We start from the raw sequence: 23,027 nt of genomic DNA, 5'->3' as shown, positions 1-23,027 counted from the left end.
GAGGTGCTGGACCGGTATCTGCACCACCTGCCAACAGCCCCTACCCAGCAGGACACCCACCACGCCAAGATCGAGACAGACCTAACGGAGTCCTAGTAGCGCCCGCACGGTACCAAGAATGGAGTAGCGCACTGTCGCGTCCATGTTGCCGCTGCCATTCCTTACGTATCACTACGTTGTCCTGTGCCCTTCGGCTACAAGGTCGCGGATCGACCGGCCGTGCGACAGCGACCGGCCTTGTGCGTCGTGGGTCACGTCGCCGAACGTGTCGAGGCCGGCGTGATCGGTTGCCCACTCGCAGGTGAAGGGACTTGGTAGGCGAACTGCTAATTATCGAAACAAGTAAATGGGTAAAATGATTGACCTGTCAAGGAGATGGATTCGTGGGACGTGTCCCGCAGACTCAGTCTCCAGGACTATGTCAGGGACGCAAAGCCACCCAGGATCCGTGCGTCGCAGTCCGTAGGAGCGACGACAGGCCTGCTTCATGGAAGGCCAGTTCGAGGTCGGCCAGTCCCTCGGAGAAGTGAGTCCAGCCGTCGTAGTGGGCAGGCACCACGATGTCCGCATCCAGGACGGCTGCTGCAGCCGCGGCTCGCCGACTGTCCATGGACAGAGGGCGCCCCTCGAACTTGGCCGGTACGCGTGCCGCTCCGGCGTGCAACAGGGCCACACTGATGCCCGGGACGCGGCGGGACACTTCCGCCACCGTACTGATGGAGGCGTTGTCGCCGCTGATGTACACCGTGGGGAGCCCTTGACCGGACAGGACGAAACCGGTGACCTCGCAGTTGACGTAGCCGTCCGCATCATGCTCGCCGTCTTCTGGACCGTGGATCGCCGGGACCGCCAGGACGGTGAGTTCGCCGCCGCCGTCCCGGCGCGGCACAGAGTGGCTGGTCCAAGGGGACAGGCCGATCGCGGGTTGGCCGAGTCGTGCCGCGGAGAGCGGGCCCGTGAGGACCAGCGGCGCAGTCTTGGCGAACGCACGTCCGCGCTTGTCGAGGTTGTCCGGATGTAGATCGTGGCTGACCAGCACAAGGTCGACGGGCCCCAGGGCGCTCTCGCTGACAGCCGGTCCCGCCGTCTTGGTGAGGTACCCCTGCGGACCGGGCGCGTCGAAAGTCGGATCGCTGACGATGCGCAGGCCACCCATGTCGATGACGGCCGTGGGGCCGCCCAGTACGGTGACTGCGCATTCCTGCCGGGCCAGCCTTGTGCTCGTCATGGTCACCCTTGCTGCTGCGTTTCGATTGCTTCGTGTACATGATTCACGCTAACGATTCCGGCGGAGCAGGTGAAATGCCTTCGGAGACGGATCCATGCCGATCAGGCATGGACGCTGTTCACTGGCACGGGCGCGTGCTCTCAGGGTTGCGCCGCCGCTACGGCGGCGTCCAGGAACCGGCGGATGAGTGTTCTGGGAGCATCGGGCAGGTGGACGAGGTTGACCGGGATCGGTGGTGCGTTGGTGAGGGAGACGAAGACGAGGGCGGGATGCCGGGTACGGCGCTGGGCTACCTCGGGGACGATGCCGATGCCCCGATTGGCGGCCACCGTCTCCACCCACTCGTCATAGTTCGCGGTTTCGACGATCTCCTTCGGTCGCTGCTCTGCGGACCAGGACCAAGGGCCAGTAGTGCCGCTGACCGTATTGACGACCAAAGGCCAATGCTGGACCTCGGACCAGTCCAGGTGCCCGAGGTCGGCCAGGGCGCACTGCCGGGCGCATACGGCGACGCGTGCTTCGTCGTACAGGCGTATGGTCCGGACGGGTTTCGGAGGAACTACGTCGCCACGGATCACTGCGATGTCGACAGCACGTTGACGCAGGGCCTGCACAGGATCGTCGATGCGGGTCAGAGTGACGGACGCGCCGGTGGTTTCCTCGAAGCTGTTCACGGTCTGCTGTGCCCAGGGATCCGGCAGCAGCCAGCTGAAGCCGAGCCGAAGGGTGACCTTGCGGCGTGCGACGGCAAGGGCCTGGTCATAGGTGGCGAGGACCTGCTCCACGTGCTGGAGGAACTCCGCACCGGCGTCGGTCAGTTCGACACGCCGTGAGGTGCGGTCGAGCAGCCGGACGCTCAGAGCGCCTTCCAACTGGGCGATCGTGCGGCTGAGGGCCGGCTGGGTGACCAACAGCTCTTGGGCCGCACGAGAGAAGGACCGGTACCGTGCCACGGCGGCGAAGGCCCGCAGGTGACGAAGTTCGACCTCCATACCCCTGGCATCCTTCTGCGCATCAATGCCTGCTGTGCATAGAGGCAGCATAATCGGCATTTCACAGGTTCACTCGCCCTGTCTAGCGTCATGCGTGTCCACCGTGAGCCGAAACCTGGCGCCGTCCTTGTCAGCACTGCCGCTTGCGGTGTTGTGGGTCAGCGATGGCACTCACTGTTCATCGCACGCGTAGAGGAGAAGCTGACCATGAGCCGATTGCTGTCCGATCTCGGCGTCGAACTCCCCGTTCTCGCCGCGCCGATGGCTGGCGGAGCAAGTACTTCCGAGCTAGTCACCGCCGCCGCCCGTTCGGGCGGTCTGGGTTTCTTGGCCGGCGGCTACAAGACTGCGCAGGCGCTCGCCGAGGAGATAGGGGCCGTTCGGGCGGAGGCCGTCCCCTTCGGCGTCAACCTGTTCGCCGCCAATCCAGTCCCCATCTCGTCCGAGGTCTATCGCCGTTACGCTCGCACGTTGCAGCCCGAGGCCGACCGCTACGGGCTGAAGCTGAACGACGGCAAGCCGGTGGAGGACGACGACGACTGGGCCCAGAAGATCGACCTGATCATCGAGGCTTCCGTCCCGTGGGTTTCCTTCACGTTCGGAGTCCCCGACCCCTCAGTCATCAAGGCCCTCCGCCGGTCCGGGACCACCGTCCTACAGAGCGTCACCTCGGCCGACGAGGCCCGCCAGGCGGCGGAGGCGGGGGTGGACGCGCTGATTTTGCAGGGATCCGCAGCCGGCGGGCACTCAGCCACACTCACTCCCGACCGTCCACTCACACCTGCCCCGTTGCCTGCTCTGATCGCGAGCGTACGCCGCACCATCACGCTGCCGCTGATCGCCACCGGAGGCATCGCCAACGCCGCCGACGTGGCGGCCGCGCTCCATGCGGGCGCGGACGCCACCATGATCGGTACTGTCCTGCTGCGCACGGACGAGAGCGGAGCATCCGCTCCTTACAAGAAGGCCTTGGCGGACGCCGTCTTTGACGCCACCGTGATGACGCGCGCTTTCACGGGCCGGCCCGCACGCGCCTTGCGTAACCACTTCACGGACGAGTACGACCCCGTCGCCCCGCTCGGCTACCCGGCCTTGCACCACCTCACCGCCCCACTCCGCAAGGCGGCCACCGCGGCCGGCGACACGCGGCTCATCCACCTGTGGGCCGGGACGGGATACCGCCAGGCGAAGAAGGAGCCCGCCGCTCACACCCTGAAACGGTTCGCCAGTCTGCTGTGAGGCACTGCTTACGGGAGCGGGCATGCCGCATCCGACGCTATGCACATGCCTGCCTGCACAGGGCGGTCCTCCGCGGAGGGCAGCGGTCACACCCCGCAACGCCAACGTGTTGGTGTCCTGGAAGGCGAGCAGTTTCGACCGCACCGGACTGGCGGTCCGGAAGCGAGGGCGCCGCACTCGGCGACCGCTCGGCCAGTGGATGAAGTGACTCGGTACGCCGGTATGAGTACATGCGCATGCCCAGGACGCCGCCTGTGGCGCCCTGGGCATGTGTGTCCGAGGTCAGTAACCGGCGTTCTGGCCGCCGTCGACGTGCAGGATCTCACCCGTGACGAAGTGTGCGTTCTCGAGGTAGATGACCGCGTCCGCGGCGTCCTGGATGTCACCCATCCGGCCGACCGGGTGAAGCGCGTCGAGTGTCGCGTGGGTCTCCTGCGGGTGCATCGGCGTCTTGATGACACCAAGCGCAACAGCGTTGCTGCGGATGCCGCGGGTGGCGTACTCGATGGCCAGGGCCTTGGTCGCGGACTGCAGGCCGCCCTTCGTCAGCGAGGCCATCACCGAGGGGAGCGCGGAGCTGGCCTGATCGACCAGGCTGGTCGTGATCTGGACGACGTGGCCGCCCCCCTGGCGGAGCATCTGCTCGATCGACAGCTGGGTGATGCGGAAGAAACCGCTCAGGTTGACGCCGGTGACCGCGTCGTAGTCGGCCTGCGTGTACTCGTGGAAGGGCTTGGACACGAAGATGCCGGCGTTGTTGACCAGGGCGTCGATGCGGCCGAAGCGCTCGATCGCGGCGCTCGCCACACGCTCGGCGGTGGCAGGGTCGGCGATGTCGCCCCGAACGGTGAGGATGTCGGGTTCCTGTGAGGGCTCGATGCTGCGCGATGTGGCGACGACGGCGTAGCCGAGCTTGCGGTAGGCGTCGACCAGGCCGGCGCCGATGCCCTGGGACGCGCCGGTGATGACGGCGACCTTCTGCTCAGGGGTGTTCATGGTGACTCTCCAGGGGTGTCGGGTTCGGCTTTCTCGCCGGCTCCCATCAAAGTAGTCGACCGGTCGACAATTTGCCATTCGGCCGCCGGCCAGGCCACCCGCCCATCGCCCCCATGAGCTGCGGTGAGAGGTTGCGGCTCCCAGGTGAGAGGAAACCGATCGCCAAGGCACCCGTCCGATCCGGGCTGAGAGGTTGCCGTCGCCGAAGAGTTGAACTTCGCTCGGGCTGCGGAACGGCTCTTCATCGCCGACCCCTTCCCGTCACAGCAGATCAAGGCGCTCGAACGCGGTCTCGGTGTGCGGCTTTTCGACCGCAGCCGCCGCTCGGTAGCCCGTACTCCGGCTGGTGTGGCCCTGCTTCCGCCCATCCGGGCCCTGCTGGTCGGCGCCGACGGTCTCCACGACCGCGCAGCCAGAGTCGCGGACTCCGAAGAGCTCGTCCGGCTCGGGTACGTCAACTGGCTGCCCGCGAACCTGGCCGCCCGCGCCTCGTCCCTCGCCCCGGCACGCCTGCACATGGACGTCTGCGTGGCCCCCGTCCCACACGCGGGCCGCCCGGGTGGCGGGCGGAAGCCTGGACCTGGCGCTGTGCCGGGTGAGCCGGGAAGATCTGTCGACGCTCGGTCTCCGTGCCCGGCTGATCGGGGTGGACCGGCTGTGCGCAGTGGCCTTGGGGCAGGACGCCGGTGAGGTTCGCGCACGGGACACTGTGGTCCTGATGGACGACGACGCCACGACGTGGCCGTCCTGGAACGAATACGCGGAGCAATTGGCCCGGGAAACCGGAACCCGCGCTGTTCACATCCGCGACGGCGGCATCACCGGTCCCGCATTCTTCGATCACGTTCGCCGGTCCGGGCACCCGGTCCTCAACTCGCCCAAGGGCCAGAAGACTCCGCTGCCGCCCGACCTGAGAATACGGCCCGCGGTCGAGACAAAGGTCTACTGGACATGGTCCCTCATCTGGCGCAGAGACGAACTCCGCCTGGTTGTACTGAAAGCCGTCGACGTCCTGACCGAGAACATCGGCGATCTGGAAATCCACGCAACGGTTGTGCGGCTCCCCGGCAGCGATCCGCACAAGCAGGAGAACGGCAGGGCTTTCTACTGGGCCGCGGGGCGACGGAGAGTGTGAAGCAAGGTCGTCATCGCGAGCACAGCGAGCGCTGCGCCGGCTACGGCCAGGAGCCCCCAGGTGAGAGCCGGCTTCGCCGTGGTGTGCGTCGTGTTGAGCAGCCGTAGAGCGAAATTTGTACTGGCTGCTGGCTGTCACAGGGAAGCTGAAGACCCACAGTCCGAGATGGCGAGGGTTGACGCAGGTCGGGAAGGAGAAAGGCAACGAGATGGCGCAGGTACTGAGCCAGTAGCAGCCAGATCAGTCCACTGATCGTGCAGAGCGCGTCACTGAACGGCAGCGCGGCCGGATGCATCGTCGCCGACGCCTGCCAGGCACCCCCCCCAAAAAATCAGCGGTGCCCAGGGAGATGGGCGCATGAGGCCGATCCGAGCGGCGCGGACCCCGTGACTGCCGACGGAACCCGCAAAGACAACGGCAGCCCGGGCGGGGCCGTGGAGTCCGGCGCTGCGACGGTGTTCTGTCTGGTGTTGGTCATAGGGGGGACCCTGGAGACGTGTGCCGAAGAGCGGGGTGAAGGCTCTGGGCGAAGTTCTGTTTCGGATGCAGGCGTGGCATTTCGTCGGCCCGCACGGCAGTGCCGGGGCGGCGCCCGGCCCGGCACTGCCGACGTTTCAGGCCGCTACGTCGAGCACGACACGGAAGCGGGCCTCGCCCGAGAGCATGCGCTCGTAGGCCTCCGAAGCCCGAGTGAAGGGCATGACCTCGACGCTGGGACGGATGCCGTGGGCCAGGCTGAATGCGAGGTTGTCCTCGTTCTCGATGGACGAACCGGTCAGGCTGCCGACGATGGAATGAGTGCCGAAGATCAGGTCGGGGGTGGAAACGGTCAGCGGGTCGGGTGCGGCACCGACCACGACCAGCCTGCCGCCCGGGGCGAGGCCGCGGACCAACGGGTTCATGGAGGAACCGCTGGACGCCGTGGCGACGATGACAGCGGCGCCGCCCAGGGCGCCCAGCGCGGCTCCGGGATCGGTGCTGGTGCTGTCGATGTATTCGTGGGCGCCCAGCTGTCGTGCGAACGCCTCCTTCTCGGCCCCCCGGGCTATGGCGGCGACACGGTAGCCGAGGCTGCGCGCGTACTGCAGGGCCACATGTCCCAAGCCGCCGATACCCTGCACGGCGACCAGGGCGCCGGCCCTGGTGGGTCCCTGCTGCAGTGCAATGAAGGTGGTCAGTCCAGCGCACAGCAGTGGAGCGGCGTCGATGGCCGAAATGCCCTTGGGGATGCGCACCAGGCCGCTGGCCCGGGCGTAGGCCACCTCCGCGTATCCGCCGTCGGTCGTGGTCCCCGTCTGCTCCTGGTTGAGGCAGTTGACGAAGTCACCACGGCGGCACGGCTCGCACTCCCCGCAGTGCCCGTTCAGGAAGCCAACACCGACACGGTCACCGGGCTGCCAGGCGGTGACGCCGGCTCCTACGGCGTCAATGACGCCGACGATCTCATGTCCCGGAACGAGGGGGTGCGACGGGTCGCTGCGCAGGCCTTCCACAGCCAGTACGTCGGTGTGGCAAATGCCGCAAGCCTCCACTCGCACACGCACCTGTCCCGGTGAGGGATCGAGCAGCTCGCGCTCGACCAACTGCAGGTTATGGACACCAGTGGCCTCGAAGGCCCGGTATGTGGACATGACTGCTCCTGAGTGTCGTTCTGCCCAAGTGCGCGGGCAAGGTGGCGGACTTCGGTTCCTAGGGCGACGGAGGACTTTCCGTCGCGCATCGCCGGCGAAAGCACCAGGTCAGCTAGGGGGGTGAAGACGCCAAGCGATGAAAATGACCGGTCGTCTTAAAGAGTAACCCAGGTCTTGGCGACGCCTTGGCGTTCCTGGAGCGCGGCGGGCGCTGACGCATGTCGATGTCTCGAGACCGCTTACATGTGACGGCTCCTCCGGCGCCGGGGACCGTGGGAACCGCGTTCTCCAGCTCCTGCCCGTAGGTGAAGCAGCGCAACTGGACGCCGAGCAGTCTGTTGGCGTGAGGCTGCATCACAGAAGTGGAAGCGCCGGCGTGCGGGCTGATCAGGACACCCGGGGCGGTCCGCAGTGGATGCCCCGCGGACAGCAGTTCAGGGTCGGTCACATTCAGGGCCGCAAGAGGTCGACTTCCTCCTTCCGCCTTTTGACTCCTTGAAGGGGATTACGGAGCCGTCCGCTGCACCCGGGGCGCTGTCAGAAGGCTGGGCAGCCGGTCTGGGAGGCCGGCATGCGGCGAGCCCGGCCTCGGCAGGAAGGCGCACCCCGCAGTCATGTCCTCGAGCGACTGAACGGAGGCAGCGGCCATGGCGCCTGAGGATTACAATATGGCCGGTCATCTCGGCCTCCGGGGCCCCGACGCCCGGACTTCTCACACGTATCGACCGTGTGCCGGCGCTGTGCGCCAACTGGAGTAGCCGCAGTTTGACCTAGGCGACCGGACATATTTGATGCGAGGTGATGGAGATGGGACGTGCGTCCAAGCGTGAGGAAATCGCGCAGGCAGCCTTTCAGCAGTTCCATGCGCGAGGCTTCAACGCCACAGGCATCAACGACATCACCAAGGCCGCCGGGGTTCCCAAAGGGTCGTTCTACAACCACTTCTCCAGCAAGGAGGAGAGCGCCCTGGAGGCGTTGAGCCGGTACGCCGCCACATTGCGGTTCGACGTGCTCACCACGCCGGGACGTCCGCCGCTGGAGCGGCTTCGGGCGCACTTCGAGTTCCTGAGTAAGGACACAGTCGAGCACGGGTTCGTCCGAGGATGCCTCGTGGGTAACTTCGGCGCCGAAGTGGCTGATCACAACGAGGAGATCCGGTCCGCGATCAAGCGCGGTTTCGATGGGTGGGCCTCACAGATTCGGCAGGTGCTCATTGAGGCCCAAGAGGCAGGCGACCTGGACAGCTCCCTTGATGTGGCGGCCACTGCGCTGTTCGTCCTCAGCGCCTGGGAGGGGACGCTGATCGCGGCGCGCGCCGACAAGTCGGCGGCACCTGTGGACGCATTCTTCCGTACCGTCTTCGACATCGTCCTGCGGTAGAACTTCCTCACCGTGCAGCCGGCCCAACCGATCACCGGGGCCACCGAGTCGTGGCCGAACCCGGGCCTCGGCGGCGCCGGGTCGGCTCCGCCGATGGCGTGGCCGCCGGCGCCGTCCTGAAGAGCGGCCGCATGGCCGAGTCCGGTCGCTTTCCTCGTCGGGTCCGCATGTTGACCGGCTTGGTGGCCGAATCCGGTTGTGTGGCGGTCCGGGGAGGCAAGCGGGCGCCCCCGGACCCGCCGCCGGCAACAGTTCTACGGCCCGTCCGGCCACCTGGCGCTCAACGATGATTCGGATGCCCAGGGCGATGAAGTCATCGACTATTCCGTTTCCGCAGGCTGGGGTACGTTTGACGCAAGTCGACCGGTCGTCTAGCTTAGGTGACCGGTCGACTATTTCGGTCCGCCTGAACCCCTCATGTAATGGAGCTCCCTGTGGCCACTCCCGTCAAGCTCGCCATTGTCTACTACTCGTCCACCGGTACGATCACGGAGATCGCCAAGGAGCTCCGCGACGCAGGCGTCAAGGCCGGCGCCGAAGTCCGTCTCCTCAAGGTCGCTGAGCTCGCCCCTCAGGCCGCCATCGACTCGAACCCGGCCTGGGCCGCCAACCACGCTGCCACCGCCGGGATCCCCGAGGCCACCCCCGAGGACATCGAGTGGGCCGACGCCGTTGTCTTCGGCACGCCGACCCGCTTCGGTAACGTCTCCTCCCAGCTCAAGCAGTTCATCGACACCCTCGGCGGCCTTTGGGCGGAGGGCAAGCTCGCCGACAAGGTCTACAGCGGGTTCGTCTCCACCGCCACGGCCCATGCCGGCCACGAGTCCACCCTCCTTGCGCTCTACAACTCGGTGCACCACTTCGGCGGCATCGCCGTTACCCCTGGTTTCACCGACCCGCGCAAGTTCATCGACGGCAACCCGTACGGCACCTCCCACGCGGACGGCCAGGGCAGCAACCCCGTGGACGACATCACGCGCACTGCCGCCGGCATCCAGGCCCAGCGTGTCGTCAAGATAGCCACTGCGCTCAAGGCTGCTGCCTGACCACACGCAGACGTGTCGGTGCCGCCCCAGCGGTCACCGACACGTCGCACCAGCTGCAGCGTCCGACGCAAACATGGATCCGCAGCGGCCAGGGGTTCCCGCGCTTTCCCTGAAGTATCAGTGGAGACGGGTCTCTGGGCCGTGAACCGGCGGCACCACTCGGGGCCCGGCGCGTGCGAGGTTCATCCTGATGGCGCCGGGCATACGGCCCCACCTCGCCGTCTGGCGCTGACGCGTAGACCTGTTTGCATTGGACAGAGACCGACTTTTCCGGCATCGCGGGGTCTCGCAGACTGTCGCGAAGCCTTGCGTCCCCCGAAGAAACGAGAGAGGAAGAGACCGTGAAGGAGTTCCTGGTCGAGCTGACCACCAGCGTGCCCGAGGGGACCGACCAAGCAGAAGTCGACCGGCGCCGCGCCGCCGAAACTGCGCGGGCCAAGGAGCTCGCCGCCGAAGGCCACTTGTTCCGGCTGTGGCGCCCGGTCGGGGAACTGCGCAGCGTCGGCGTGTGGTGCGCCGACGACGAGGCGGAGTTGCGTGAGAAGGTTCTGGGAAGCCTGCCCCTGTGGCCCTGGATGACCGCGGTGATCACCGCCCTGCAGTCACACCCCAATGATCCGGGCCGGACCCGCTGAGTCTTCTGGCGCGGCACCTCACTGCCACGGCTCGGTGCGCCGATCACGACCGCCGCACTGAGGGGGAGTCCATGCCCTGCCCCGCACCTCGGCGCACCAAGCCCGCAGATGTGTTCCAGAGACACGGCAAAGCCCACCCCGGGGCACTGTACGCGGTGTGGCCCCAGTTCATGAGATGAGGAAGCCTTGATGGACAGCACAGAAGCACAGCAAAACATCCTGCGTGGTGTCATGGACCGATGGAAGTCCGGGGTCGATGCGCATGAACCGCAGCAGGTGGCTTCATGTTTCACCGAGGACGCGATCTTCCAGGGGCTCCGCCCTTACAGCGTCGGTCGGCAAGCGGTCGCGCAGTACTACGACTCCCAGCCACTCGGGCTGGCGGCGGACTACGAGGTGCTCGAAACACGGGTACTTGCCGAGGATGTTCTGCTTGGGTACCTCAGCGTCAATTTCTCCTTCACCGATCGGCCGAGCATTCGAGTCAGTCTCAGCATCGTGCTCAGGCGAATAGGTGGCGAGTGGTACATCGCCCACTATCAGGTGTCCAAGCTCGACTGACGAGTTCCGCAGACGCGCCGCGGCCGGGTGACCTGCGTTGACATTGGCAGGAAGCGGATGTCACACCCGGCTGGGCCCGCCTGCCCTCCCTCAGTGACGGGGGGACTCGCGAACGCGTCCTGTTCGGCCTCGGGGCGAGAGGGCCTTCACCGTCACCTGGGCGACGACCGGGGTGAGTCCGTAGACGGACCCCTGGTCAATGGCCACCCATCTGTGTGGGGGGGCGGGGATCGCGCCGGATCTCCGACTGGGGGAGCACGGCGCAGGCCGGCCAGCAGTTCGTGGTTGCCGGGAAGAAGGGCGCCTGGACGGCTGTCTGGTTCAGCGGCTCGAAGGTCTGGTTCTACAACCCGCACGGTGGCAACACCGTCCGCGCTCACGGCGTGACCGTCGTCTGGTCCGGCGCGACGCCCGCGAGCCCGCCGGTCGCCGTGTACGGCTCCAGCTATCCCGACGTCTCCGAGTACCCAGCAGGCTTGAGCCCCTCGACTCAGGCTCCGCTGAGCATGTACAGCATCCCCGCCGGCCAGGCATACGTGGCGACCACGGCGCCGCATGCCACTGACGACTACTTCGCTGGTAACGGCACGGTCGTCACGGGTGGCAAGACCGTGTACACCATTCAGTACAACCACCGGGTCGCCCTGGTGTACTCGAGCGATGTCACTGCCAAGTAGCGAGACTTCAAGCTGGGCGGCACGCATCACTGACTGCATGCACCTGGCGAAGTGACCTGGCCCTCAGGCCTGTGACTCCGTGCGGTCAAACTTTCTCGCCCGAAGGGGCAGAGAGTGGATGGGCTGAGCTGGGCGCGTGCTCGCCCAGCTCAGCCAGACCGCTGCGAGCCCCCTGGGGCTTTGCGCACCAGCGTGGACTGCTGCGACAGGGGGGCTGCAGGCCGTCGCGTCGCGTCCCTCGCGTATTGCGACCGACTGGTACGGCGTGCTGAGCGGAGCGACGCTGATCGCGCACGATCCGGGCTACCGTCTGCTTGCCGGCTCGCCCGCCGGTGCGACGGGTTCCTGCTGGCAAGTGCCGCTGGCCGCCCTGATCGGTCGTGAAGAACCCCTGCGATCTGCGGCGTTGGGCGGAATGTGGCGGACTTGGCGCCGCTGCGTCAGACATACGACTCGATCGGGGGGCGCTTGCCGTCGCCGCGTGATCTGGAAGATGCGCATAGCCCAATGCGATCGGGCGATCGGGCGAGACTCTTCCGACATCCGGCTTCACTTCGTGTCGCGGGCGGGTACAACGGTTCAGGCGCGGTTGGACGGCAGCTCGTCCATGACGTCGGTCTGGTCGACTGACTGATGCCATCTGAGCGGGACAGGTGTCCCGACGCTTTTGCCGCTGTCGCGGCGCCTTGCCCATCGGTGTCGGATCGACAGCCGGTCTGCCCGGGGTGTCGTAGGACGACAATCGCCCACGGGAGGTCAACAGGCCGGCCATGACCCCCAGTGGCCGTCGAGACCTTGGAATCGGCTGCCCTCCGCCCCTCCTCGAGCACTGTCCTGCGGACGGTGCCGACGTTCAGCGAGCAGCCGCTGCGGGCGCGCTCTTCTTGCGGGCGCGGTAGGCGGCTGCCTTGATCTTGTTCCCACAGGACTCCATACCGCACCACTGTCGGCGCACGCCTCGAGAGCGGTCGACGTAGACGCGGGTGCACTCAGGGTTGCCGCACTCCTTCATCAAAGGCACATCCGGACCGCTGAGCAGTTCGACGGCATGCCGAGCGACGGTGGACAGGGCCTGTTCGGGGGTCGCCTCGGTCTGGCGCCCGGTCGGGGTGAGCTGCGGCGACGCGGGGGGCTTGCGCGCAGCGCCGTTCAACACGCTGAGCGCTTCCCCGCCGTACTCCTGACCGAGCCGACGGGCCGTGACGAGCTCGTAGATGGCCTCCCGCACCGCCTTGGCCTGCTCGACGTCCTCTTCGTCGCCAGGCGTGATGGTGTCGACGAGTCCTGACTCCACGTACCAGGCGTCCAGCCGGTCCGGTGTAACGAACATCTCGAAGCGCACCGAACGTCGCGCGCGCAGAGTCGCGGCGAAGTCGAGGGCAGGATTGCCGCACACGAAGACATGATGATGATCCACGTCACTATTCTGACAGGTGACTTGAAGTGACGGCAAGAGCCGTCACTTCAGAAAGGTGAGCCCCGGCTCGTCGCCTGGCGCTTCACCCCGCCTGGGGCCCAGTGAGCGTGGCGATTTTTGCAGTCGTCAGGGACCGCGGTCGGCCTGCCGCGGAGCCGGTGGCGGCGTACTCGTTGTAGAGGTCCGCAGGCGCCGGTGACGCCTCGCTGCGATTGGTGAGTGGCAAAAGGTGATCGCCTTCGCCCCTTCGTTGACAGTGCGCGGGAAGCCGTGCCACCATCGTCACCGCTTGAACTGGTGACGGTGTCGTAGTGGGGCCCAAGGGGGCTCTGAGTGGCCGGTGCCACCCCGAAGCGCCGCCCGGTTCGGACGTCGGCGACCAGGAGGGTGTCGTGGCTACCGGCTGAGCCGGGCGGCCTGGCCCTTCCGCCATTGAGGGGTCCGGGATCGGCGCAGGCTGAGGTGCCGTGGAGGCAGGGGGGCGAGGCTCTGCGGTCCAGCACTGCGCGTTTTCGGTGCCTCCGTCAAGCCGGCCATCACCTTCGCCGGCGCAAACGCGACCGTCTCGCGCGACGAGCGTCGCCGACATAGTCGCCACCTCGAAAGTGTCGCCGAAATAGTCGCCACCTCGAAGGAGTGCTGAACATGGCAGAACGGCCGAAACGGAACGCCGAGGGTGCGCCGGTGGGGCGGCGGGCATTGCTGGGCATGCTTGCCGCGGGTGCCGCGGGCCTCGCCGCCGCCCCCTATCTGCAGCACGGCTGGGAGGGGTTCCTCGGCGCCGCCTCTCAGGTCGATGCGACCGGCCTCACCGGCCTGCTTCCCAACCCTGGCGGATTCCGGTACTACAGCGTCGTCGGCTCCGTACCGCGCAAGAACGAGACGAACTACGAGCTGCGGATCGACGGCCTGGTCGACCGGCCGAAGACCTATACGCTGCCAGAGCTGCGTGCCCTGCCGCAGACCCGGGTCGTTCACGATGTCCTGTGCACGGACGGATGGCAGGTGGACAAAACGCCCTTCGAGGGCGTGAAGCTGGCGCACCTCCTTGATGCCGCCGGAGTGCGCTCCGAGGGTGCGGCCATCCGGTTCACCTGCTTCGACGGCGCATACAGCGAAAGCCTCACCCTGGAGCAGGCGCGCCGCTCGGATGTTCTGGTGGCGCTCGACATGCTGGACAAACCGATCACCCACGAGCACGGCGGACCGGTGCGCCTGTTCGTGGCCCCCATGTACTTCTACAAATCGGCCAAGTGGTTGTCCGGTATCTCGGTCACCGACAAGGTCATCCCCGGCTACTGGGAGGAGCGCGGTTATGCGGTCGACGGCTGGCTCGACGACGCCGACAGGCACAGCGAAGCGGCCTGAGCGGGCCGGCAGGGTCCGCCGGTTCAGCCCCGCCGAACGCCTGGTCCACCGGGCAACCGGCTGGCTGATGCTGCTGTGCCTGGTCACCGCGGCCTGTCTGTACTTCGGCCCGCTGGCCCAACTCGTCGGCCGACGCCACCTGATGGCCACCGTCCATGAGTGGTCGGGCATCTGTCTGCCGCTGCCCTTCCTGCTCGGGCTTCTCTCCCAGGACCTCCGCGCGGACCTGCGCAGACTGAACCGCTTCGCGGTATACGACCGACAGTGGCTGAGAGCCGTCCGCAGACGGCTGTCGTCGCCGGACGCTCGGCCGGCCGGCAAGTTCAACGCGGGCCAGAAGATCTACGCGGGCTGGGTCGCAGGCGCCGTGCTGGTGATGATGTTCACCGGTCTGCTCATGTGGTTCATGGGACTGCTGCCCTTCATCTCTCGCACCAGCGCGATCTTCGTGCACGACTGCCTCGCCTGGGCGATCGCCATCGTCCTGATCGGGCACATGCGGAAGGCGTACCAGGACCGCGAGGCGAGGCTCGGGATGCGCACGGGATATGTCAGCACGTCCTGGGCCGCCCGGCATCACTCCCGGTGGCTGCGGCACGACCACGCAGGTACCGTTACCGAAAAAGCGAACACCAAGTGACATGCCCTGGGAAAGTCCACATGATGCGGCGAGTGTGACCGCCGGGCTTCGGGTACTGAGGCGCACTGGATGGGCTGCCAACAGGGTCTCGAAAGGGCGCGGACACATCCGACGCACACCGTTTCTCAGGACAGGAACTATGCCGTGGGCGGCACCGGACCAGTTCTAGACCACGACCACGAGAGCGCTCCCGCCGGTATCCTCGGCAGTGAACTGGCGGCGGCACTGCACGAGGCCGTGCAGGAGACTGCTCACCGACTGAACGCCGTGGCGGCGGCCGTCTATCTGCTCGCCGCTGACGGCACCGAACTGTGGGCTGCCATGATCGGCGGCAGTCCTCCCTCCGTCTTCACGCTGCCCTGCCGTGTAGCCCTGGATTCTCCCCATACCTCCGCGCGCGCCCTGGCTCAGTGCGGGACGGCACTCCTGGTCGACCCGGCCCCGCAGACAGATCCGGAGCGCGGGGAGATGGCCTATCCCTACACCGCCGCCTCCGTCCCACTCGCAGCGGTGGGGTGCCGCTTCGGTTCATTGACGGTCCTCCGTGCCGAAGGCGGCAACGAATACAGCTCCGCCGACCGTGAAGGGTTCGAACGGCTCGGTGACCGGCTGGCCACCGTCCTGGCCGAACTTTCCGCCCGCGGCACCGCCATCACGCCCGGGCGCCTTCCCGTTCTGGTCCCGGTCTTCGACTCTGATCCCTCCGCCGAGACCGTGGGCCAAGTCCCTTGGGGCGTTCCAGGCGTCGCCGGGTCCGCAGGGCTGACCCTCCTCTATCCCTTGCAGCGACTGGCCGACAGGCTGAACCGGGCGACGACCATGGAGCACATCACCGGGGCAGCGGAGGCTTGCGTCATGGTGCCGTTCGGTGCCCAGGCGATGGCATTGATCTCGGCAGCTGAAGGACGCCTGTGGGTCCTGGGGCACAGCGGTGAGTCATCGCACCTGGTCCGGGAACTCCACGGCAGCGGATTGCAGGCCCGCACGCCCGCCGCCCGCGCCGTGCGGGGACGGGCGCTGTTCCTTCGCGGCGAGCCCGGTAGTCCGCCCCACCTGCGCGACGGGCCTGACGACAAGGCGCATGCCGCCGCCTACCTTCCGCTCGTCGGCACCAGGAGTGTCATCGACCTACCGATGTCCGAAGCCGAACACGTTGTCGGGATCTGCTGGCTGTCCTTCGGCGGACCGCGGACTTTCCCGCCCGAGGAACGGGCCGTGCTGACCATGATGGCCGGACTGCTCGGCTCGGCCGTCCAGCGCGTCCAACTGAGCACCAAGCGCCAAGCGCTCGCCGAGGCGATACAGAAACGTCTGCTTCCCTCCGCACTCGCGGAGGTCCCGCGGCTCACCACCACGGCCCGCTACCAGCCGGCCGAAGTCGCCGGCGCCGTCGGCGGCGAGGCCGGCGGCGACTGGTACGACGTGATCAGCATGCTGGATGATCTCGTTGTGCTGGTCATCGGGGACGTGGAGGGGCACACGATCGAAAGCGCCGCCGTCATGGGGCAGTTGCGCAGCGCGGTGGCCGCGTACGCCACCGAGGGCCACAGGCCGGCGGCGCTTCTGGAACGGACCGGCGCATTGCTTGCCCGGCTCGGCACCGAACTCCTGGCCACGTGCTGTGTGGTGGCGCTGGACACGAACGACGGAGTGGCTCAAGTGGCGCTGGCGGGGCACCCCGCGCCGCTTCTCCGGATGCGCGACGGTACCGTCCGCACGCTGCAGGCACCCGCCAACGTTCCCCTCGGACTGCCCATCGACACTCCTTTCCGAACCCGGCAGTACACCATCCCCGAGGGCGCGGTGCTCATGCTCTACTCGGACGGGCTGCTCGACAGGGACGGCGACAGCGCCGCAGCGCGACTGGACGCCGTCGGCTCGCAAGCGGGGACCGAACTCGAAGAGCTGGCAGACCGGCTGCTCGGCGGCAGCACCGCCCACGGCCGGCGCGACGACACGGCCCTGCTCCTGGTCCGCTACGAAGGAACAGACGAAGGTACGGCCCCTGGGGCCGGGCACCTGCACATCCAGCGGCGCGACCTGAGGGGAGTCAAGAAATCCCGCGGCTTCGTGCGCGACCATCTGTACCGCTGGGGCCTGGCGGACATGTCGGAGGACCTCGAACTCGTCACGTCGGAAGTCGTGACCAACGCCCTCATTCACGCGGGAAGCGATGTCGACGTTCGACTGCGGGCGTACCCGGACCGCGTCCGTCTTGAGGTGCGGGACGCGGACAGCGACCCGCCGATACCCACTCCCTACTCCATGTCGGACGAGGGCAGTTCCCGGGCGGAACACGGGCGTGGCCTGTTTCTCGTCGACGCGCTGGCCCGTACGTGGAACACCTCTCCCAGCGGGCGCGGTAAGAACGTCTGGCTCGAGCTGGACATCCCGAACGTTGAGTCACGAAGCGCGGTGCGCACGCTTTTGGACCGCTGAACGTCTCAACCTTCCTGACTGCCGACATGAGCCGGCCGGCTCTGCGCGCCTTCAGGGTATGAGGCGGCGCATTGCTGCCATCGCCCCGCACCGGGATCGCCGACACCGAGCGGAACGAAGAGCTGACCGAGGGGGCACGCGTGCCGTGCGTATGCCCCCTCGCCGGTGCCGGACAGCTCAGTCGTCGCTGTGCAGGATGGTCAGTACACGCAGCGCTTCCAGGTAGATCCACACCAGTGTCGCGGTGAGACCGAAGGCGGCCAGCCATGACTCCTCGCGCGGTGCGCCATAGGTGATCGCGTCCTCGACCTGCTTGAAGTCCAGTGCCAGGAAACACGCGCCGAGAACAATGCCGACGATGCCGAAGACGACGCCGAGGCTGCCGCTGTCGAAACCCAGGCCGTTGCCTGCGCTGAAGGCAGAGAGAAGCAGGTCCGCCGCCATGAGCAGGAGGAAGCCGGCGGCGGAGGCCAGCACAAAGCCGAAAAACCTCCGGGTGACGCGTATCCAGCGCATTCGGTACGCGATCAGCACGCCGGCGGAGACGGCGAAGGTGCCCAGGACTGCCTGGACGATCACGCCCGGTGCGATGTACGTCGAGGTGGCGTTGGAGATGACACCGAGGAAGACCCCTTCGAACGCCGCATACCCGAGGATCAGGGGCGGGGAAGGCGTGCGCTTGAACGCCTGGATGATCGAGAGGACGAAGGCGATCACGGCCGCGCCGATGGCGAGCCCGTACGACTGGCCGACGTTCGTCTCGTCAACGGGCAGCAGGATCCACGAGAGAGCCGCGGCCAGGGCTACGGTGGAGAGCGCCGTCGCAGTGCGGACGATCACGTCGTCCAACGTCATCGTGGCACGGTCGGCCCGAGAGCCCTTCAGGAGGCTCGGACCCCTGGTCGCTTGGTACGGATTGGTCATGTGATCGACCGTGGGGCGGGCGGCAACCGAGGCACTGACCGGCTGCCGCACGCTGGTGCCGGCCTGACCGACCGTGCGGTCGAATCCCCAGCGGGAGAAGATCGGGTTACTCGTCTTCACGTCGTTCCTCCTCGTGCGCCGCATGTGGCGCGGGTACGGCAGCCTCAGAAGCGGTCGACATCAACGACCGCCTGGGCAAAGGCGGTGGGAGCCTCTTGCGGCAGGTTGTGACCGATGCCGGTCAACGTTCGGTGGTCGTACTTCCCCGTGAACCGATCGCGGTACGAGGCGCCGTTGCCGGGCGCGGTGAAGGGATCGCGCTCGGGGTCGAGGGTGATGGTGGGCACCTCGATGACGGGCCGGGTGGCGAGCTGCCTCTCATACCGGTCGTAGCGGCGTTCGCCGTCGGCGAGGCCGAGCCGCCAGCGATAGTTGTGGATCACGATGGCCGCGTAGTCGGGGTTCTGGAACGCGGCGGCTGTGCGCTCGAAGGTGGCGTCGTCGAAGTGCCAGGTCGGGGAGACGGTGTCCCAGACGAGGCGGCACAGGTCATGCCGGTCCGTCTTGTCCTCCATGGCGAGACGGCCCCGCTCGGTGGCGAAGTAGTACTGGTACCACCACGCGTATTCGGCCTTGGGGGGCAACGGCTTCTTCTGCGCCTCGACGTTGGTGATGACGTATCCGCTCACTGACACCAGCGCCTTGACGCGTTCGGGCCAGAGGGCCGCGATGATGTCGGCGGTGCGCGAGCCCCAGTCGAAGCCGGCGAGAACGGCCTTTTCGATCTTCAGGGCATCCATCAAGGCGATGATGTCGAGAGCGACCGCCGACTGCTGGGCATTGCGGAACGTCCGGCAGGAGAGGAAGCGTGTCGTGCCGTGACCGCGGAGGTAGGGGACGATGACCCGGTAGCCTTCCGCCGCCAGCAGGGGAGCGACATCGACGTAGCTGTGGATGTCGTAGGGCCAGCCGTGCAGGCAGATGACGACCGGGCCATGAGCGGGGCCCGCTTCGGCGTAACCGACGTCCAGCACACCCGCCTTGACCTGCTTGAGTGCGGCGAACGACGTGTGTGTGCCGGGGGCCACCGTGGGCACCGTCGGTGTCGGAGTGTCACCACCATGGTGGGCTGCGGCTGAGGCCTTCGCGCTTCCCTGGAAGCCGGCCAGCGAGACTGCGGCTGCGCCCGTGCCCATGCCGACAGCCTTGCTGAAGGTACGCCTGTCGATCATTTGAAATCCTCCGTTGTCCGGTTCCGAAGGTCGATGTGGTGGTCGCAGGGCATGCCACTAGATCGGCCCTGGGGCATCGCAGTGCGGCTGCGCGATGACTGTTCCACAGGATTCGTCACCAGTCAAACAGGTGACTTTTTTGTTGCGCAGTCACAGATATGTGTGTCTTGCGATGGACACAGGGGCGGGCAAATAGGCGGGCCACGCTCATGGATCCAGGCCGTGCCGTGGGAGATGCGCAGGGTTGTGTAGCTTCTGTTGCCGCACACGTGTCACACATGTCATACGCGTCAAGAGAACAACTTCCCGATCGTTCAGGAGGACGACGATGAACCGCTCCGCCCGTGCGTTCTGGCTCCGCTCGCCGGGCCATGGCGAGATACGCGACGTGACCCTCCCGGAGCCGGCCGACGGTGAGGTGTTGGTGCGCTCGCTGTGGTCCGGGGTGAGCCGCGGCACCGAGACGCTGGTGTTCCGCGGCGGAGTGCCGCAGAGCCAGCACGGCGCCATGCGCGCCCCCTTCCAGGAGGGCGACTTCCCGGGGCCGGTGAAGTACGGCTACCTCAGCGTCGGGGTGGTCGAGGAGGGACCCGAGGAGCTGTCCGGCCGCACGGTCTTCTGCCTGTACCCGCACCAGACCCGCTACGTCGTCCCGGCGAGCGCCGTCACTCCGGTGCCGCCGCACGTGCCGGCCGGGCGCGCGGTGCTCGCGGGCACGGTCGAGACCGCGGTGAATGCCCTGTGGGACGCCGCGCCGCTGGTCGGTGACCGGATCGCCGTGGTCGCGGCGGCGGCATGGTCGGCTGCTCGGTGGCCGCGCTGCTGGCCCGCTTCCCGGGGGTGCGGCTCCAACTGGTGGACGCCGATCCCGCGCGGGCGGAGGTCGCCGAGGCGCTGGGCGTCGACTTCGCCTCGCCCGGGCACGCCCTCGGCGAGTGCGACCTCGTGGTGCACGCCAGCGCCAGCGAGCAGGGCCTTGCGCGCGCCCTGGAACTGCTCCGGCCCGAGGGCACGGTGCTGGAACTCAGCTGGTACGGCGACCGGCGCGTCGCCCTCCCGCTCGGCGAGGCCTTCCACTCCCGCCGGCTCACCATCCGCAGCAGCCAGGTCGGCACCGTCTCCCCGGCCCGCGCCGGCCGTACCTACGCCGACCGGCTCGCCCTCGCCCTCGACCTGCTCGCCGACCCGGCCCTGGACGCCCTCGTCACCGGGGAAAGCGCAGTGGTCGGCGTGTCAGATGCCGACCGGGGCCTGAGTCTCACGAGCACCCAGCAACGCAACGCAACTCGCCCAGAGCGTGCTGAGCTGAGAAGTGTTGTTGTAGAGCTTGGCGAACAGCACCTGGCCCTCCAGTTGCGCAACCACGGATCGGGCAGCTTCGCGGGTGTCGGCGACGACGACATCGCCACGTCCCAGAGCCTCGGTGATGACCGCGTCGATCATCTCAACCTGAGCGTCGAAGATGTCCTGTAGGCGCTTGCGTACGGCTTCGGTCTGATTGCTCATCTCCAGGGAGAGATTCCCGAACATGCAGCCCGAAACCGCTCCGCAGCTCTCCTGGCCGGCCTGCTGACGGGCCTCCGTAGCCTCGAACAGCTGCCGTAGCCGCTGCAGGGGCTCGGCGTCGCTCGCCAAAATGCGGATCCAGTCGCATCGCTCAGCGGTCCAATGCTCGTCAATCACGGCGAGCGCGAGCGCCTCCTTGGATTCGAAGAAGTAGTAGAAACTACCCTTGGGCACCCCGGCTGTCTTACAAATCTCAGCAACGCCCAGAGCTGAGTAGCCCTGCAGTTCGATGAGTGACTGTGCAGCGTGAAGGATCTTCTTCTTGGCATCGCTCGTCCGTCCCATACCTCAACTATACGACCGATCGACTATCAAGTAGTGGTCAAGTAAGCCACCTACGGAGCTCCGCCGCCGATGACGCCTCTCGGCTCCGCTCTCGGTCTGGTCACCCCGTGATCCGAGGTAGGGGAACTCGATCCAGTCTGGCGTCCCACCAGGGAGGAATCCGGTCCTGGAGTCTGCCGGGGTGGCGGGCGCAGTGTGCACCCATGGGAAGCAGGCGAAAGATCACCTCTGCGGCTCCCGGCGTCAGCCGAGATCCGTGGTGATCGGCGAGCTCGGGTCCTACCGGGCGCTGCCGATAGCCCTCCGCGCTCCCCGCGGTCGGCGTCCCCTCCTGGTGCAGATCATCGGCATAGGGCCGGCCCTCTTGGAGAGTGTGGACACCGCGCCTTACGGTCCAGGGCTGCTCCCGCCTGCCAATGACGAAGAGCGCGCCGGCTACGACGAGATGCGCTCCCGGACGCGGGCGATATTCGCAGGCGTGCAGCAGCACGCGGAGGACGTCTTCGGCTCGATCGGGGTCACGCTCCCCGGTCAGCTCTTCAACGCCTTGGCCACGGTCCCCGATCACCTGCATCACCTGCTCCAGCTGACCGTCCCCGGCTTCGAGTACCCGCGCAGTGACGCGCCGGAGTCGTTCCGCTTCATCGGCCCCATGCCGCCCCTTCCCGATACCGACTACGAACTCCCGGACTGGTGGGCCGGCTTGTCCTCCGGCCGTCCGGTCGTCGTCGTCACCCAGGGCACCGTGGACTACGACGACCCGTCCCGTCTCATCTCCTCGTCCCCACGATCCGCGCGCTGGCGGACACGGACGTCACCGTCGTCGTCGCCACCGCGCGCTCTGACGGCCCCGACCTGGTGCGAGCGGAGATGGACGGCGAAATCCCTGACAACGTCCACCTCGCCGGATTCGTGCCCTTCGAGCAGCTCCTCCCGCTCACCGACGTCCTGGTCACCAACGCCGGCTACGGCGGCGTCCAGGCGGCGCTGCGCCACGGCGTCCCACTCGTCGTCGGCGGTGAGACCGAGGACAAGCCCGAGGTCGCCGCCCGTGTCGAGTGGTCCGGCACCGGCATCAACCTGCGCACCAGGCGCCCTGAGGTGACGGCCGTCCGCGCCGCCGTCGACAAGGTGCTGAACGATCCCCGATACCGCGAGCGTACGAGGGAACTCCAGAGCCAGTTCAGTGAATACCGCCCCTTCGACATCATCGCCGAGGTCGTTGAGTCGGCATGACGAAGCACGCTGTCCGGACGGGGCGCGCGACCATCCTCGCGGGGCTGGTCCCAAGTCGCGGCGATCATGTGGGTGTGCAGGTCACGCCGGTGTGACGATGCTCCGGTGGGCGCCACAAAGGCAGCGAGGCTCCGGTTGGAGCGGGTGACCCTCAAGTCGCCCTGCTGAACCGGAGCCTCGGTGTGCCGACAGTCAGCCACCTTCGCTGCGCTGGTCGCGGGCTGATCGCGCAGGCCGGCCGGGGCGCGGTGACCGGCGTGCTCATCGGTGCGGGGTTGACACGCGCCTGGTCCCATGACCGCACCCACGCCTTCTTCTCCCGTGCGAGCTGGAACCCCCGACCTGCTGGGCGTCTCCCTCTCTTACCTGATGGTGCGTCAACAACGAGAAGTCATACTTC

18 protein-coding genes and 2 pseudogenes are annotated in these 23,027 nt (G+C 67.3%); 12 read left to right on the top strand and 8 right to left on the bottom strand.

The window, feature by feature from the left end; translation table 11 throughout:
* Positions 1-421 precede the first annotated feature (421 nt).
* On the bottom strand, positions 422-1,228 hold the full coding sequence (locus AB0D57_RS37050) for an MBL fold metallo-hydrolase (protein WP_362083752.1): 807 nt from the start codon (positions 1,226-1,228) through the stop codon (positions 422-424).
* Between the two features lie 140 nt (positions 1,229-1,368).
* The gene (locus tag AB0D57_RS37045; protein ID WP_362083749.1) at positions 1,369-2,220 is read right to left on the bottom strand and encodes a LysR family transcriptional regulator; all 852 of its coding nucleotides are present in this window, start codon (positions 2,218-2,220) and stop codon (positions 1,369-1,371) included.
* A 207-nt stretch (positions 2,221-2,427) separates the two neighbouring features.
* Between AB0D57_RS37045 and AB0D57_RS37040 the strand changes: the two genes are divergently transcribed.
* Positions 2,428-3,459, top strand: a complete 1,032-nt coding sequence (locus AB0D57_RS37040; protein ID WP_362083746.1) for a nitronate monooxygenase — start codon at positions 2,428-2,430, stop codon at positions 3,457-3,459.
* 282 nt (positions 3,460-3,741) lie between these two features.
* On the opposite strand, the gene AB0D57_RS37035 is transcribed toward AB0D57_RS37040, so the two are convergent.
* Complete coding sequence (locus tag AB0D57_RS37035; RefSeq protein WP_362083743.1) at positions 3,742-4,455, bottom strand: SDR family oxidoreductase; 714 nt, start codon at positions 4,453-4,455, stop codon at positions 3,742-3,744.
* 210 nt (positions 4,456-4,665) lie between these two features.
* Between AB0D57_RS37035 and AB0D57_RS37030 the strand changes: the two are divergent.
* Positions 4,666-5,590: pseudogene (locus AB0D57_RS37030) on the top strand (LysR family transcriptional regulator).
* A gap of 614 nt (positions 5,591-6,204) precedes the next feature.
* Here the strand turns inward: AB0D57_RS37030 and AB0D57_RS37025 are convergent.
* Positions 6,205-7,221: an alcohol dehydrogenase catalytic domain-containing protein gene (locus AB0D57_RS37025; protein ID WP_362083740.1), complete on the bottom strand. Its 1,017-nt coding sequence runs from the start codon at positions 7,219-7,221 to the stop codon at positions 6,205-6,207.
* Positions 7,222-8,028: 807 nt separating this feature from the next.
* Between AB0D57_RS37025 and AB0D57_RS37020 the strand changes: the two genes are divergently transcribed.
* From AB0D57_RS37020 to AB0D57_RS37000, 5 genes are all read left to right on the top strand, one after another.
* Entirely contained in the window at positions 8,029-8,601 is a 573-nt protein-coding gene (locus AB0D57_RS37020) for a TetR family transcriptional regulator C-terminal domain-containing protein (protein ID WP_362083737.1), read from the top strand.
* A 434-nt stretch (positions 8,602-9,035) separates the two neighbouring features.
* Positions 9,036-9,647, top strand: a complete 612-nt coding sequence (gene wrbA / locus AB0D57_RS37015; RefSeq protein WP_362083734.1) for an NAD(P)H:quinone oxidoreductase — start codon at positions 9,036-9,038, stop codon at positions 9,645-9,647.
* Positions 9,648-9,988: 341 nt separating this feature from the next.
* Positions 9,989-10,282, top strand: a complete 294-nt coding sequence (locus AB0D57_RS37010; RefSeq protein WP_362083731.1) for a muconolactone Delta-isomerase family protein — start codon at positions 9,989-9,991, stop codon at positions 10,280-10,282.
* Positions 10,283-10,471: 189 nt separating this feature from the next.
* A complete protein-coding gene (locus tag AB0D57_RS37005) occupies positions 10,472-10,843 on the top strand; it encodes an SgcJ/EcaC family oxidoreductase (protein WP_362083728.1) in 372 nt (123 codons plus the stop codon).
* A gap of 215 nt (positions 10,844-11,058) precedes the next feature.
* Positions 11,059-11,520 (top strand): hypothetical protein, encoded by a 462-nt coding sequence (locus AB0D57_RS37000; protein ID WP_362083725.1) that lies wholly within the window; start codon positions 11,059-11,061, stop codon positions 11,518-11,520.
* Between the two features lie 853 nt (positions 11,521-12,373).
* Here the strand turns inward: AB0D57_RS37000 and AB0D57_RS36995 are convergent.
* Complete coding sequence (locus tag AB0D57_RS36995; protein ID WP_362083722.1) at positions 12,374-12,937, bottom strand: CGNR zinc finger domain-containing protein; 564 nt, start codon at positions 12,935-12,937, stop codon at positions 12,374-12,376.
* 645 nt (positions 12,938-13,582) lie between these two features.
* Between AB0D57_RS36995 and AB0D57_RS36990 the strand changes: the two genes are divergently transcribed.
* From AB0D57_RS36990 to AB0D57_RS36980, 3 genes are all read left to right on the top strand, one after another.
* Positions 13,583-14,305 (top strand): molybdopterin-dependent oxidoreductase, encoded by a 723-nt coding sequence (locus tag AB0D57_RS36990; RefSeq protein ID WP_362083719.1) that lies wholly within the window; start codon positions 13,583-13,585, stop codon positions 14,303-14,305.
* Positions 14,253-14,945 carry a cytochrome b/b6 domain-containing protein gene (locus AB0D57_RS36985; RefSeq protein WP_362083716.1) on the top strand — a complete coding sequence of 231 codons (693 nt, stop codon included), beginning with the start codon at positions 14,253-14,255 and terminating at the stop codon, positions 14,943-14,945. Before AB0D57_RS36990 ends, AB0D57_RS36985 begins: the two co-directional genes overlap by 53 nt.
* 144 nt (positions 14,946-15,089) lie before the next feature.
* A complete protein-coding gene (locus AB0D57_RS36980; RefSeq protein ID WP_362083713.1) occupies positions 15,090-17,384 on the top strand; it encodes a SpoIIE family protein phosphatase in 2,295 nt (764 codons plus the stop codon).
* Between the two features lie 177 nt (positions 17,385-17,561).
* Here the strand turns inward: AB0D57_RS36980 and AB0D57_RS36975 are convergent, their stop codons facing one another.
* Positions 17,562-18,428: a Bax inhibitor-1/YccA family protein gene (locus AB0D57_RS36975; protein ID WP_362083710.1), complete on the bottom strand. Its 867-nt coding sequence runs from the start codon at positions 18,426-18,428 to the stop codon at positions 17,562-17,564.
* A 44-nt stretch (positions 18,429-18,472) separates the two neighbouring features.
* The gene (locus tag AB0D57_RS36970; RefSeq protein ID WP_362083707.1) at positions 18,473-19,540 is read right to left on the bottom strand and encodes an alpha/beta hydrolase; all 1,068 of its coding nucleotides are present in this window, start codon (positions 19,538-19,540) and stop codon (positions 18,473-18,475) included.
* Positions 19,541-19,868: 328 nt separating this feature from the next.
* Between AB0D57_RS36970 and AB0D57_RS36965 the strand changes: the two are divergent.
* Positions 19,869-20,758: pseudogene (locus AB0D57_RS36965) on the top strand (zinc-binding alcohol dehydrogenase); the annotation flags it as partial.
* Positions 20,759-20,773: 15 nt separating this feature from the next.
* Here the strand turns inward: AB0D57_RS36965 and AB0D57_RS36960 are convergent.
* On the bottom strand, positions 20,774-21,391 hold the full coding sequence (locus AB0D57_RS36960; protein WP_362083704.1) for a TetR/AcrR family transcriptional regulator: 618 nt from the start codon (positions 21,389-21,391) through the stop codon (positions 20,774-20,776).
* 693 nt (positions 21,392-22,084) lie between these two features.
* Here AB0D57_RS36960 and AB0D57_RS36955 point away from each other — a divergent pair.
* Complete coding sequence (locus AB0D57_RS36955; protein WP_362083701.1) at positions 22,085-22,627, top strand: nucleotide disphospho-sugar-binding domain-containing protein; 543 nt, start codon at positions 22,085-22,087, stop codon at positions 22,625-22,627.
* Positions 22,628-23,027 lie beyond the last annotated feature (400 nt).

Origin of the sequence: Streptomyces sp. NPDC048275 (assembly GCF_040652275.1) — a bacterium.
Classification (GTDB): domain Bacteria; phylum Actinomycetota; class Actinomycetes; order Streptomycetales; family Streptomycetaceae; genus Streptomyces.
The sequence above is the reverse complement of the archived record's forward strand: the minus strand, read 5'-3'. Positions and strand labels throughout refer to the sequence as shown.